General features: G+C 39.9%; 12 protein-coding genes and 3 pseudogenes. 11 read left to right on the top strand and 4 right to left on the bottom strand.

The window, feature by feature from the left end; translation table 11 throughout:
• The 5 genes and pseudogenes from ACP7BU_RS14705 to ACP7BU_RS14685 all read left to right on the top strand — a co-directional run.
• Positions 1 to 105: pseudogene (locus ACP7BU_RS14705) on the top strand (IS6 family transposase); the annotation flags it as partial.
• Positions 106 to 803: 698 nt separating this feature from the next.
• Positions 804 to 920 (top strand): annotated as a pseudogene (locus ACP7BU_RS14700) (hypothetical protein); the annotation flags it as partial.
• 87 nt (positions 921 to 1,007) lie between these two features.
• Positions 1,008 to 1,147, top strand: a pseudogene (locus tag ACP7BU_RS14695) (cation diffusion facilitator family transporter); the annotation flags it as partial.
• Positions 1,148 to 1,324: 177 nt separating this feature from the next.
• Positions 1,325 to 1,939 carry a thiol:disulfide interchange protein DsbA/DsbL gene (locus ACP7BU_RS14690; RefSeq protein WP_004281236.1) on the top strand — a complete coding sequence of 205 codons (615 nt, stop codon included), beginning with the start codon at positions 1,325 to 1,327 and terminating at the stop codon, positions 1,937 to 1,939.
• A gap of 260 nt (positions 1,940 to 2,199) precedes the next feature.
• Positions 2,200 to 3,132 (top strand): IS5-like element ISAba12 family transposase, encoded by a 933-nt coding sequence (locus ACP7BU_RS14685; protein ID WP_034581348.1) that lies wholly within the window; start codon positions 2,200 to 2,202, stop codon positions 3,130 to 3,132.
• Positions 3,133 to 3,202: 70 nt separating this feature from the next.
• On the opposite strand, the gene ACP7BU_RS14680 is transcribed toward ACP7BU_RS14685, so the two are convergent.
• The 4 genes from ACP7BU_RS14680 to ACP7BU_RS14665 form a co-directional block, all read right to left on the bottom strand.
• Positions 3,203 to 5,680 carry a heavy metal translocating P-type ATPase gene (locus ACP7BU_RS14680; protein WP_004281880.1) on the bottom strand — a complete coding sequence of 826 codons (2,478 nt, stop codon included), beginning with the start codon at positions 5,678 to 5,680 and terminating at the stop codon, positions 3,203 to 3,205.
• Between the two features lie 178 nt (positions 5,681 to 5,858).
• The gene (locus ACP7BU_RS14675; protein WP_004281879.1) at positions 5,859 to 6,053 is read right to left on the bottom strand and encodes a heavy-metal-associated domain-containing protein; all 195 of its coding nucleotides are present in this window, start codon (positions 6,051 to 6,053) and stop codon (positions 5,859 to 5,861) included.
• Between the two features lie 469 nt (positions 6,054 to 6,522).
• On the bottom strand, positions 6,523 to 7,404 hold the full coding sequence (locus ACP7BU_RS14670; RefSeq protein ID WP_023278709.1) for a copper resistance D family protein: 882 nt from the start codon (positions 7,402 to 7,404) through the stop codon (positions 6,523 to 6,525).
• A 64-nt stretch (positions 7,405 to 7,468) separates the two neighbouring features.
• Positions 7,469 to 7,849, bottom strand: coding sequence for a copper resistance protein CopC (locus ACP7BU_RS14665; RefSeq protein ID WP_368781787.1), 381 nt, complete (start codon positions 7,847 to 7,849; stop codon positions 7,469 to 7,471).
• Between the two features lie 351 nt (positions 7,850 to 8,200).
• On the opposite strand from ACP7BU_RS14665, the gene ACP7BU_RS14660 reads away from it, so the two are divergent.
• From ACP7BU_RS14660 to ACP7BU_RS14635, 6 genes are all read left to right on the top strand, one after another.
• Positions 8,201 to 8,443, top strand: a complete 243-nt coding sequence (locus ACP7BU_RS14660; RefSeq protein WP_004281876.1) for a DUF2789 family protein — start codon at positions 8,201 to 8,203, stop codon at positions 8,441 to 8,443.
• Positions 8,444 to 9,168: 725 nt separating this feature from the next.
• Positions 9,169 to 9,600, top strand: coding sequence for a hypothetical protein (locus ACP7BU_RS14655; RefSeq protein WP_004695737.1), 432 nt, complete (start codon positions 9,169 to 9,171; stop codon positions 9,598 to 9,600).
• A 26-nt stretch (positions 9,601 to 9,626) separates the two neighbouring features.
• Positions 9,627 to 9,875, top strand: a complete 249-nt coding sequence (locus ACP7BU_RS14650; RefSeq protein ID WP_004695740.1) for a DUF2933 domain-containing protein — start codon at positions 9,627 to 9,629, stop codon at positions 9,873 to 9,875.
• A gap of 20 nt (positions 9,876 to 9,895) precedes the next feature.
• Positions 9,896 to 10,546, top strand: coding sequence for a methyltransferase family protein (locus ACP7BU_RS14645; RefSeq protein WP_004663997.1), 651 nt, complete (start codon positions 9,896 to 9,898; stop codon positions 10,544 to 10,546).
• 11 nt (positions 10,547 to 10,557) lie between these two features.
• Entirely contained in the window at positions 10,558 to 12,933 is a 2,376-nt protein-coding gene (locus ACP7BU_RS14640) for a heavy metal translocating P-type ATPase (protein ID WP_004992267.1), read from the top strand.
• Positions 12,930 to 14,213 carry an MgtC/SapB family protein gene (locus ACP7BU_RS14635; protein WP_425880167.1) on the top strand — a complete coding sequence of 428 codons (1,284 nt, stop codon included), beginning with the start codon at positions 12,930 to 12,932 and terminating at the stop codon, positions 14,211 to 14,213. The genes ACP7BU_RS14640 and ACP7BU_RS14635 overlap by 4 nt, the downstream gene beginning before the upstream one ends.
• Positions 14,214 to 14,233 lie beyond the last annotated feature (20 nt).

Here is a 14,233-nt window from a genome sequence, read left to right as displayed (position 1 = left end):
GGTATTGAAGTCATGCGTGCACTACGTAAAGGACAAGCATCGTCATTTTATTATGGTCAGCCTCAGGGTGAAGTGTGTCTAATCAACAGGGTTTTCGGTCTCTAAGTACTTTTTAAAGGGAACATCATCGACTCAAATCTCTATTTGCAACAGTGCCTAATTAAATCCCTTACAATTCAAATTTTTCAGCAACGACTTATCTTTGTTAAAATAGTATTAATTTATTTTTTTTAGGACAAACCTTAACAAAATTACAAATTTGTAATTTGGTTGTCATTTAGGTGTATATATCTAGGAATTAGTATATGAAGAAATTATTTTTTGGTCCAAGATATGATTAGATTCAATAATATATATATGAAGATTGTTTTAGTTATTTTTACTATAGTTTTTTCAACCAGTAGTTTTGCTGATGGGGGACTTCGTTTCTTAGAGAAAAATTTAGAAATAATTAACAATGAAAAAAGCAAAGGGTGTGAAGAGAATTAATTCAAAATTATAATGAAGCACATATAACTAGGAAAACTAAAAATTAGTTATTTTTAGTATGGTGTAACTAAGATTAATTAATTTTTTTAAATCGAATGATAAATATATTTATTGTTTTTAATTTATTCTTTACCATTTTCAAATTTTTAAATAATCCGAAAAGACTATTTTAAACTTTAGGGTTACATATGCTCCTATACATAGGCAGGAATAAATATGCAACTTAGTATATTTGCAACAATAGTACTGGAAAGATTCATGTAATAATGCTTAAAACTCTCTAATTAGTTAGGGAGGCATTGGAATTGGAGAAAAAAGTAAAGTGCCCACTAGCAAATGTGGTTATTGGAGGAATTATCTCATCAACCCTTCTTATGTTGGTTTTATTACCAATATTGTCCCGGTGGATAAATGAAAAGAAAGCTTCTTGACCAATTATAGTAAGCAATTTTTAGCAGAAATATTGAGGCTTACTCAAGTCTCTCAGCTAATCGTAAATAGAATAAGGAAACTATTGTATGTCAGAAGATCATTCTCAGAGCCACGCGGCTGTTACTGAAGAGAATAGTAAGAAGCTAATATTTACTGTAGGTTTGACCACTACGTTTTAATCGTAGAAATTATAACCGTTTTTATTACTCAAAGTTTAACTTTTGTGATTATCTAAAAACACATAGCGGTCGAATGGCCATATTAACTGACTTAAAATCAGTCGCATACTTTAATGTAGCGGTTCTGATAGCACAAAAGTTCGCAGCATGAAAACGGAACCGGCATAATTGATTTATAGTGAACCCATACACTAAGCATAATGATTTAGAGGACGATAATCCCAATGAAAAAATTCCTTTTAGGAGCTGTTGCCGCATCTGTTTTGGCCTTTTCAGGCAATGCTATGGCCAATTTTGTGGCAGGTCAGGACTATCAGGTGGTTGCAAAACCAGTCAAAGTCGAAAAACCGGGCAGAATTGAGGTACGTGAATTCTTCTGGTACGGCTGTGGTCACTGTTTCGCGCTTGAACCACATATGCAGGGCTGGTTGAAAAAATTACCAAAAGATGTACGTTTTGTACGTACGCCGGCTGCAATGAATCCACTCTGGGAGCAGGCAGCGCGTGCTTATTATGTGTCTGAAGCATTGGGTGTGCGTCAAAAAGCACATTTACAATTATTCCATGATATTCATGATAAGCAACGTCCAATTTTAGAACAGGCGCAATTGGCCAAGTTCTATACCCGCTATGGTATTCCTGAAGCGAAATTTAACAGCACTTATAAATCTTTCCCGATCACTTCGAAAATTGCCCAAGCCAAAAATCTGGCTGCTCAGTATCAGTTAAGTGGTGTTCCGGCAGTGACCGTGAATGGTAAATATATTGTGCAGGGTAATGATGCCAAAGTCATTCAGGTGGTGAATTACCTGATTGAAAAAGAGCGTAAAGCCAAATAAGACGCGATTGATTATCTCTAAAAAAAACCTGCATCGAATCTGCAGGTTTTTTTATTTAAACTGGAGGAATGGTTATTTACGTCCTGACTGCCGGATCTGGTGTTTCTATCGGCGGGCGATACCAGTGTAAAATTCCTCGGAATAAGAGCTGCATCTGCAACACGCTTTGCGCTTTAAAGTCATGGGATTGAATATGAATCGTGGATGGCTTTGTTGCACAAACCTATCTGTAAAGGGTTTTTCAGCGATATAATTTTCAAATGAAGAAGCCTGCACACAAAATCTACCGCACAACCAATTGGCCCGCATATAACCGAGCACTCATGAGTCGCGGAAATATTGCCATTTGGTTTGATCCTGCTACGCAATGGTATGCTCCGTCCATCGGTAAACAAGGGCGAAATCAAACCTACTCCGACGCAGTCATCCAATGCTGCTTAATGATTAAATCCTTATTCCGTCTGTCTTTACGTATGGTCACTGGCTTTGTGCAAAGTCTGATTAAACTTTGCGGATTAAATTGGATAGCTCCAGATTACACCACGCTTTGTAGAAGACAAAAGCATATTGATATTGTAATCAGCTACCAAAAAAGTAGCGATGGGCTGCATCTACTCATGGACTCTACAGGCATGAAGTTTCTAGGTGAGGGCGAATGGAAACGCAAGAAACATGGACCTGAATATCGTCGCCAATGGCGTAAACTTCATATTGGTATAGATGCTAAAACCCTACAAATACGAGCAGTTCAGCTTACAACCAATAATGTCAGTGATTCACAGGTGCTTGGTGATTTACTTAATCAGATTCCACAAGATGAGCGGATTGACTCTGTTTATACCGATGGAGCTTATGACACCAAGCAATGCCGTCAGGTCATTGCAGATCGGCAAGCGCATGCGGTGATTCCACCTAGAAAAAATGCGAAACCATGGAAAGATACAAAGAGTAGCTCGCTAGAGCGAAATGAATTACTTCGAGCAATTAAACGTTTAGGCAGGACACTATGGAAAAAATGGTCAGGCTATCATCGGCGAAGTTTGGTTGAAACTAAGATGCATTGCATCAAATTATTAGGAGATAAACTCAGTGCAAGGAGTTTTGATAGCCAAGTCAATGAGATCCATGCACGTGTGGCAGTCCTTAACAGATTTACGGAATTAGGTCGACCACTTACCCAAGTTACGCCTTAAATTTGGCTCAATTAGGGGCGCTTTGCATTTCAAATCTTTGTGCAACAAAGCCAATGTATATAAAAAATGGTTAAATAATTGCAAGGGGGGCTTTAAAACGTTTTAATCGTAAAGCATTTCCTAGTACAAATATTGACGAGAGAGCCATTGCACCAGCAGCAAATACAGGAGAAAGTAGCAGTCCAAATTGCGGATAAAGTACACCTGCTGCAATAGGAATCAGAGCTGCATTGTAAACAAATGCCCAAAATAAATTTTCACGAATATTGGTTATAGTCGCTTTGCTTAAAGCGATAGCATTTGGCACTCCTTTCAGGTTGCCAGACATCAAAACCACATCAGCAGCTTCAATAGCTACGTCTGTACCTGTACCTATTGCTAAACCAATATCTGCTTCTGCAAGTGCAGGGGCATCATTAATGCCATCTCCAACATATGCGAGTTTACCATATTGATTTTTTAATTTTTTAACGGCCTCTATTTTACCTTCTGGTAAGACTTCTGCAATAACCTCATCAATACCTAGTTTTTTTGCAATCGCTTGAGCTGTATGACGGTTATCACCTGTAATCATGGCAACCTTTAAACCTAACTGATGTAACGCTTCAATTGCAGCAAATGTTGATTCTTTAATTGGATCTGCTACAGCAATAATGGCAGCAAGTTTCTGGTCAATCGCAACATAGAGAGGGGTTTTTCCTTCTTCTCCCAAACGATCCGAAAATTGAGAAAAAACATTAGGATTCAAACCTAGTTTTTCCATATATCGATCTGCACCAATATGAACCAAATGTTCAGACACCGTTGCTTCTATTCCATAGCCCGTGACTGACTTGAAATCAGCAACAGGAGACAGAATTAATTCCTTATCTATAGCGGCTTGTACAATTGCTCGAGCAATAGGATGCTCAGACTTTGATTCAACGGCTGCCATAAGTGAAAGTACGGCATTGTATTCAAACCCTTCTAAGACATGCAGATCGGTTAAAATTGGTTTCCCTTCAGTCAGGGTCCCTGTTTTATCAACAGCAACCACTTTAGTTTCTTTGAGCAGCTGCAAAGCTTCCCCTTTACGGAATAAAACACCCATTTCAGCACCACGCCCAGTTCCCACCATGATTGATGTAGGCGTTGCAAGTCCCATTGCACAAGGACATGCAATAATGAGTACCGCAACTGCATTAACTAAGCTAAACGTTAGGGCTGGCTCAGGGCCGAAGATAAACCAAGTAATAAAAGTTAAAAGAGAGAGACCCATTACTACAGGTACAAACCACATGGTAATTTTATCAACCAATGCCTGAATAGGCAGCTTGGAACCCTGTGCCTGTTCAACCATTCGGATGATTTGAGAAAGCACTGATGAACTACCAACAGAGGTGGCTTTGATATTTAAGCTGCCACTTTGGTTAATTGTTCCTCCTACCACAGTAGAGCCTATCGTTTTTTCAACGGGCATAGGCTCGCCAGTAATCATGGATTCATCAATAAAACTTTGGCCGTGAATAACTTCACCATCGACAGGGATACGCTCGCCTGGTCTAATCTCTACAATCGTTCCTGTTTGAACTTCGGCAATCGGAACTTCTATCACCTGATTATTGAGCTGTATTCTGGCAACTTTAGGCTGCATTCCAACTAGATGTTGAATTGCTAAAGACGTTCGGCCTTTTGCCTTGGCTTCAAAAAATCTACCTAATAGAATTAAAGTGATAATAACCGCTGCAGCTTCATAATAAACATTGACCGTGCCTTGTGGCAGGACACTTGGAAAGAAAGTAGCAACCACTGAATAAAGATAAGCAGCCAATGTTCCTACAGCCACCAAGGAATTCATGTCTGGTGCTAAGCGGAATAAACTTGGGATGCCCTTTTTAAAGAAGCGTCGGCCTGGAAAAATTAATGCTACTGTGGTCAAGAAAAATTGCATTAACCAGCTATTTTGTTGGCCAATGTTATCCATCATAAACGTATGAAAGGCGGGAATCAGGTGTGATCCCATTTCTAAAATAAAAACGGGTAGAGTCAATAAGACTGACAAAATTAAATCTTTTTTAAGTTTTTCTAATTCAATATTTTTTTTATCTTGAAAGCTTTCCGTAGTTTGATGAACTGACTTTGCTTCAAACCCTGCTTTGGTGACAGCCTGAATTAACGAGTCACGAGTGACAGATGAGCTTGCCTGAATAGTCGCTTTTTCAGTAGCCAGATTTACATGAGCTGATTCCACACCCTCAACAGATTTTAAGGCCTTTTCTACTCGACCTACACAAGAAGCACATGACATACCCTCAATCGTAAGCTCTATTGGTTGCAGCGCTTCCACTTCGTAGCCTGCTTTTTCTACGGCTTTAATTAAAGTAGCGCGATCAAGTGGTTGATGCGCATAAATGACTGCTTTTTCGGTAGCCAGATTTACATGAGCCGATTCAACACCCTCAACAGATTTTAAAGCTTTTTCCACACGGCCTACACAAGAAGCACATGTCATCCCCTCAATCTCTAATGTTTCACTGTAGTGTGGCGTATCAGTCATTTCGGTACTCATATACGATCTCTATCATTTAGATATGCTGAGTTCTATATGCGAAGATCAGCTCGAACCAAGATTAGGGGGAATTCAGGGATTACTTTTATTTCAAGCAAGTACAGGTTTTATCTGTACGATGAGGAAAATAAGAGAGAGTAAAAGTGGTAAGGAATTCCCACTGTTACTCTAACAGAGATTAAGCAGGATCAGCTGTAAATCCACGCTCACTGAGAGTGGCAATGACTTGATCCTGACTCACCGTTGTGTTGATTTCAACAATACGGTTTTGTAAATCAATATCGAGTGAGGCATTCGAGTCGAGCTCTTTAATTGCGGTAGTAATGCCGCGTGCACAACCACCACAAGTCATATTAGCGATGTGAAATTTCATATGTTGCTCCTTTTTAACAAAACATTTGTTTAAAACATTAGAACAGTAACTCTAAACTTTCACCATACAACCAGCCTTTTTCTGAATCAGTTACTCGCTGTAACTTGGTCTGTTTACAACCTTACAGTTTTCTTCAGAGTATTCCAAAGAAGAGTGTTCTAATGACTACAGTAAAAGTACTTAACCAACATTAATGTGACTTTAAAATGACATTTTTGTCATCTACGATCACTCTGAAATTTATAAGATTAGTTATTTCAATCAATGGTAGTGAACTGAATAGATGAGACCGTTATGGGTTGAAGATAAGCTAAAAACCGGTGACTACCTTTATGTATAATGCCTCATGATGCGATTTTACTGTTCTGATTGTCGTAAGTTGGCAGTCCAGTAGAAACTTTATTGCTCAGCTACAAAAGATAAATGCAGTAATGTTAAATTTCCTCAATTCCCTTATTTTGAAATTCTCTTATTCAATACCCACGACAGTGGTTATATAGCCTGTTGTTAATAGAATTGATAGACCTAATAACATCTCAAATAAAATGGCATGACTAAGGTGTTTAGCGAATTTAGGATGTTGAAGACGCGGGGTGAAATACCATTTGTTGAAGGCAGCTAAAAGTAGAATACCTATAACAAAAAACATTTTAACCATGAAACCATAGCCATATGCAGTATTGATTAAGGTATTAAAATCTTTAATTAAAAGAAGAGCTACACTAGCGCCACAGGCGATTAATATCCCAACAATGAAAGCAGCAATACGTCCAAATACATGCATGCGATCTTTTAAAGGTAAACCACTTATTTCCCGGCTGGTTTTCCATAACGGATATAAAGACCCCATCCATAACGACATAACTAGAATATGGATTGATAATAAAATTTGAGCAAGTAAGGTTAAATTAGCGACATGTCCGAGCTGGGAAAAACTAAAAATAATCGGGATAAGTAAAATACAAAATATTGAACTTTCAATTATAGAAAAATGACCTTTGTTCCTGTTAAGTTTAACCACCATGAGAAGAAGTAAAAGAGCAAAACTAATAGAACGAAGAACGTATATATACCCCGTCGGAGTATTAACCAATATATTAATATACGTGGGGTCCACCATACCTGTAATACCAGTATTGGCAAAACTACCAATCAGAATAAAAAATCCCAAGGTACTGGAAATTAGGCCTAATCCAGCGCCAATTGTAATATATTTAAGAATCGATTCTTTTAGTTCAAGATATTGTCTAAGTAAAAAATAGCAAAAGGCTCCACCAACGACAAAAGCTACACTTAAATATAAAATAACCTTAGTTAACCAAGTGGCCCACATCCAATATTCAGAAATCATTATTTTTGTCCATTCTAGAACAACATGCCAGCACCTCACTGACATGTTGAAAGGTAATCAATTCTTATTTAGTTGATTTGATAGTGAAACTATATTCACCATTCATGTTGTGACCATCTTTCCCCATTGTTGTCCAGACAACGGTATATTTATCTTTTTTCAGTTTCGGAAGAGCGACATCAAAGGATTTCTTTAAGTCATGAGTAACTTTATATTTTAAAGGAACATCTCTTCGCTGAGCATCCAGTAACTTAATATTCATCAACATAACCTCTGCACCAAAGTTAAGGGTCAAGTTCTTTGGTTGACTAAGGATAGATGCATTTTCCGCAGGAATCGCACTCACTAAACTCACATGAGCGAACGTAGTTGTAGTAGCCACAATCATCGTTGCAGCTACTACAACATTACGTAGAGCAGTCATTTTATTTTGAAATAATTTCATTTACGTTTCCTCTTGATTCGTTAGTTCATTAGAGATGACTTTATAAAATCTATATTTAATGAGACCACATCATCTCCTCTTATATTTCAATTATTAGTGAGAGACAGAAACAGAGCGATGACTTCAAAATTACATTTTTGTCATTTTTAAAATTTAAAATCTTTAACTATTAAAATAATCTTATTGAAAAATAATGATCATTTAACAAACAAATTATGTAGGTGGTTGATTTATGAAATGTAGTAATCATTTTGTCTAAGAAAATAGTAGCTATTTAATTTTTTATATTTTAGTTTAAATATAAACATGTTATGTTTAATTTGATCTAATATAAATTTGTGGGCTAAGCACATGACTCAAACACGTCCAAGAATGACCAAATTATTTGAACAGCTTGGTTTAGCTTCTACTGAAGAAGCAATTGCAAAATTCATAGAGAGCCATCAGCTAGCTGGAGATGTTTTTTTAACACAAGCAATTTTTTGGACTGATGCTCAACGTCATTTTTTAGAAGAAAAACTACACTCTGATGGTGAATGGACGACAGTGATTGATCAATTAAATGAGTCTTTACATGAAAATTCAGTAAAATAATTTTCCGTTAGTATTAAGGATCTACATTCTTCCCTGCATTGAATACAACTCATTCATACAGTAGTACTGTTTTGGAGATGGAATCTCTATTATATAAGTAGTAGATTCCTTACTCTGAAATTTGGATTATAAACCCTAATATTAAAAATAATCTTCTTTACCTTCTATCGGCTTTGTTGCATAAATATGTAAGCATCTGATTTAAATAAATTTAATTTTGGATCAAAAAATAATCAAAACTTCTAAAATCATATAGTTATGAAATCTTTGTGCAACAAAGCCCCTTCTATCTAATAAATATACCAATAAGTTTAATAATTAAATTATCCACCCTTTTTTCTATAAAAAACTATTTTGATCAACTGTATTTTTTCTTTAAAGGAATAACAGTGTAAATTACATTAAAAATGTGTCTCTAACTAGCCTTGGAGTCATCTAATCATTTCATTTTTATTTTTTTAAGCACATAAAATCATAACAACTTTAATAGTTTTAAAAGATTAATATTAAATAAAATTTTTGTCATCTCAGCATAGACTATATATTTCGAGAAGATCTCAAAATTACATTTTTGTCATTTTTAAAAATAATTAATTAATAGTGCTAAAATTTTTAAGAGAGACAGAGAATAACCAAAAATTTCATCAGTTTAGTAGTCAAATTCCTAGACTCTGTTCAGTACTAAAACATAGCTTTTACTTCCAAATTATTTAAAGGAAAAAATTATGATGAAATTCAAAAACATTTTTTTGGGCTTATGTATCGCAGCCGCGTCATTGAATACATTTGCACAGCAATCCGATGAACACAAAGATCACCACCCTGAAAAAACAGCACCATCTGCAGTAACAATTAAGCAAACAGTTACCAGCACCACTGCTACAGATAAAATGGCTGCAATGGATCAACACATGAAGGCGATGCAAGCCATGCATGAGAAGATGATGGCTGCAAAAACCCCACAAGAACGTCAGAAACTTATGGCTGAGCACATGAAACTCATGCAAGGAGGTATGAGTATGATGAAACAGATGGGCAGCCAAAGCATGAATGCAAATATGGCTGACCGTCAGCAGATGATGGAAAAACGTATGGACATGATGCAATCCATGATGCAGATGATGATGGACTGTATGCCTCCGTCAGCAACTAAATAGTTACCCATGAATTAGGGGTAAGCACCATGAATCACCAACACCAAGAAAATAATTCAGTACCTAACTTCTGGTCTACACGTTATGCCATTGGTCTAATCGTGCTGGGTGGTATCGCAGCTTATTTTCTATTAACGGAACATTTAGCCCACGTTATCGGTGCTTTGCCTTATTTATTCCTTTTAGCGTGTCCACTGATGCATATTTTTATGCATGGTGGTCATGGGCATAACCACTCGCAGCAAAAAAAATCCGATATATCTGATAACAAAAAATAGCTCTTATCAGGAGATCCATCATGAATCATGCGGAATCGGCTTATGGTTTATGGACGCTGGTTATCATTAACTCAGCAGTTTTTATCATGTTCGCTTTCAGTTTTTTTAGACCTTCCACTGCGCGCGATTGGCGTACATTTGGGGCCTTTTCGGCTTTTATCATTGCTCTATTTGTCGAAATGTATGGTTTTCCTTTAACCATTTACCTGTTATCTGGTTGGCTTCAAACTCGCTTCCCTCAACTTGACTTACTTTCTCATAATGCAGGTCACTTGTGGTCAACGCTATTAGGTGAAAAAGGTGATCCACATTTTGGCATTTTGCATATCGCCAGTTACGTTTTCTTGGGCTATGGATTTTACCTGTTATCAACGTCATGGCACGTGCTGTACAACGCGCAACGTCAGCATTCTTTAGCGATCACAGGCCCTTATGCACGTATACGTCACCCACAATACGTGGCTTTTGTGATGATCTTGCTGGGTTTTTTATTGCAATGGCCAACTTTACTGACACTGATTATGTTTCCAATCCTACTCTTAATGTACAGCCGCTTGGCAATTAAGGAAGAGGCTGAAATGAGTAAACAGTTTGGCGCTGTCTATGACAGCTATGCTCAACAGACTCCGAGATTTATTCCAAAATTCGGCCATAAAACCACTTTTCCATAAGAGAATTATTTATGTCAGATCAAAAAAATCATAACCAGGACCATATGGCACAGGCTACAACAGACGTACTGAAAGACCCAGTCTGTGGTATGACCGTCACTGAAGAATCGAAATACCATGAGGAATTTAAGGGGAAAACTTACTTTTTTTGCAGTGATAAATGTCAATCAAAGTTTCATAGCAGCCCGGTGCAATATATCGCTAAACCCGCAACGACGACTGCCGATGCACATACACAGCATCATCAGACTGTTCAACACGTTAATGCGGCAAGCACAACAGGTACGACCATCTATACATGCCCAATGCATCCAGAAATCAGGCAAGATCATCCTGGAAACTGTCCTAAATGCGGAATGACACTGGAGCCACTCATTCCTGAATTAGAGGAAGATGAGAATCCGGAGTTACGTGATTTCCGCCGACGCTTCTGGTGGACACTGCCATTGACCATCATCGTGACTTTTTTGGCGATGTTTGGTCATCAAATGAACCTGTTCAATATGGCTGTTCAGAGCTGGATTGAACTGGTGTTGTCACTCCCAATTGTACTTTGGGCAGGTTGGCCATTTTTTTCCCGGGGTTGGCAATCGGTTGTGAATCGCAGCCCGAACATGTGGACGCTGATTGGTTTGGGCACTGGAGCTGCATTTATTTATAGTGTGGTCGCAACCATTGCACCGCAAATCTTCCCAGACTCATTTATTTCCATGGGTCGTGTCGCTGTTTACTTTGAAGCTTCAGCGGTCATCATTTCATTGACCCTACTGGGACAAATATTGGAGTTAAAAGCACGTTCGCAAACTTCTGCTGCAATTAAGTCACTCCTTGGGCTCGCTCCTAAAACAGCTCGCCGAATCCTGCCTGATGGAACTGAAGAAGATGTTCCTCTAACGCATGTCCATGTAGGAGATTTACTCAGAATTCGCCCAGGTGAAAAAGTGCCTGTGGATGGTGTAATCACTGAAGGAAGTAGTTCAGTGGATGAATCGATGCTGACAGGTGAACCTTTACCGATCACTAAACGCATCGGTGATAAAGTCATTGGTGCTACCCTGAATACCAATGGTTCCCTAATCATGCGTTCAGAGAAAATTGGTTCAAGTACCATGTTATCCCAGATCGTACAGATGGTGGCGCAAGCTCAACGATCGAGAGCACCAATGCAACGCATGGCTGATCAGGTTGCAGGTTGGTTTGTCATGGCTGTAGTAGCCATTGCCTTGCTTACCTTCTTTGGATGGGGACTGTTCGGCCCAGAAGAGTCGAGCTGGGTTTATGCATTAATCAATGCTGTGGCAGTACTCATTATTGCCTGTCCTTGTGCACTAGGCTTGGCAACTCCAATGTCTATCATGGTTGCAACGGGTCAAGGTGCTACTCATGGTGTGTTGTTCCGCGATGCAGCAGCCATTGAGAATCTACGCAAGATTGACACACTAATCATCGATAAAACAGGTACGTTAACTGAAGGACGCCCTGTATTCGATCGTGTGGTTGCCGCATCAGGTTTCGATGAATCTGAAGTATTACGTTTAGCCGCCAGTCTTGATCAAGGCAGTGAACACCCGCTAGCCGAAGCGATTGTAAACGCAGCACACGAACGTGGCCTGCCTCTTGAAACACCAGATAATTTTGAATCAGGCTCAGGGATTGGTGTTCGAGGTCAAGTGGGCGATCGTCAGTTAGCTTTGGGCAACACAGCACTGATGGAGCAATTAGGTATCTCGGTACAATCTCTGATTCCGCAAGCCGAAGAGCTGCGTTCAGAAGGTGCAAGTGTGATGCATCTAGCCATCAATGGTGAATTGGCCGGCCTGCTTGCAGTATCCGATCCCATCAAAAAAAATACCCCAGAAGCACTTGCCACCCTGAAGGAAGCGGGTCTACGTATCGTGATGGCAACAGGAGATGGTCTCACCACTGCCCGTTCAGTCGCAGCACGTCTAGGCATTGATGAGGTACATGGCGAAGTCAAACCCGCAGATAAACTAGAACTGGTCAGCAAATTGCAGAAGGAAGGTCGCATCGTGGCTATGGCTGGTGATGGCATCAATGATGCACCAGCCTTGGCTAAAGCTGATGTCGGTATCGCTATGGGAACCGGGACTGATGTTGCAATGAATAGTGCCCAAGTTACGCTGGTCAAGGGAGATTTACGAGGGATTGCTGTTGCCCGTTCACTTTCGGAAGCTACTGTCGGCAACATGAAACAGAACCTCATGTTTGCTTTCCTTTACAATGCTTTGGGTATCCCTATCGCGGCTGGCGTACTATATCCATTTACCGGTTGGTTGTTGTCACCGATGATTGCCGCCTTGGCTATGAGTTTGAGTTCAGCTTCAGTCATCACCAATGCCCTTCGCCTGCGACATAAAAAGCTATGATAGAGAGTCTTTTTCTTCCACCAGATGTATCAGGCCTGATTGCAGCACTTGCCATCGGCCTGCTCATTGGTTTAGAACGAGGATGGAATGATCGTGAACTGCCAGAAGGCAGCCGAGTAGCAGGCCTACGTACCTTCACATTGACAGGATTACTCGGAGGAGTGCTCGGTCATTTACAGCCAAACTTTGGGCCTTGGCCACTAGTCGCAGCCGTATTAGGGCTTTCCCTTTTACTTACGGTATCCTACGCGCGTACCGCAAAACTTTCCGGTAATCTAAGCGCTACCACGACGATCGCGATGCTGTTGACATTAGTTCTAGGTGCATATGCATCCCATGGTAATGTTACTTTAGCATTAACAGCGGCTGTCATCGTGGCTGTATTTTTGGATCTCAAGCCAACCTTACATGGTTGGTTACGCTTGATCGAACATCGTGAATTAACCGCATCCCTGCAGTTGCTGGTACTTTCTGTCGTTATATTACCCTACTTACCCAATACGGGTCTGGGACCTTTTGCTGCATTAAATCCTTACCAGTTATGGTGGGCAGTGATCCTGATTGCCGGACTCTCTCTGGCAGGTCATTTTGCCATGCGGCTTACCGGTTCAGAAAGAGGCATATTCTGGACAGGTCTATTGGGTGGTTTGGCATCGTCTACAGCTGCAACTGTCGCACTGGCACGCTATACACGCCAGCACCCCGTCATGGTCAGTGCTGCTATTTCTGGAACATTGGCTGCCTGTGGCATCATGTTTTTTCGTATGGTTGTGCTGATAGGCGTCATTGAGCCAGCATTGCTAAGCACTTTTGGTGGTGCAATGATGATTGCGGGAATCCTTCTGCTGGGTATGGCATTGTGGAGACAACGCCAAATTACCAGCGCTGAAAACAACGATCGAACAATAGAAGCAATGGCTCCTTTTGATCTTGGGACAGCATTCAGCTTCGCTGCTTTCCTGGCTGTCATGGCAGTCTTGGTCCCGGCAGCAAAACAATGGTTGGGCACCAGCGGCATCTTCGTATTATCGACTATTTCTGGGCTAGCAGACGTAGATGCTATTTTAGTCTCACTTGCCCGCCTGCATAGTACTGAAGGCTTAACAACAAATGTGGCTGCTGTCGCGCTAGGGCTGGCCACACTGAGCAACATGTTAAGCAAAGCGACAATTGCATGGATGACAGGGGGGGCACAGTTTGGCCGAGCTATCATATTTGGCTACACAATTGCCATGATAGGTGCTGGCGTAGCTCTGGCTCTCAGTTTGAGCTTTATGTAAGGTCAACTCGGGTAAATGGA

Source organism: Acinetobacter sp. 40AMC3-4 (assembly GCF_049898185.1).
GTDB lineage: Bacteria > Pseudomonadota > Gammaproteobacteria > Pseudomonadales > Moraxellaceae > Acinetobacter.
This window is presented reverse-complemented; position numbering and strand designations above follow the sequence as displayed.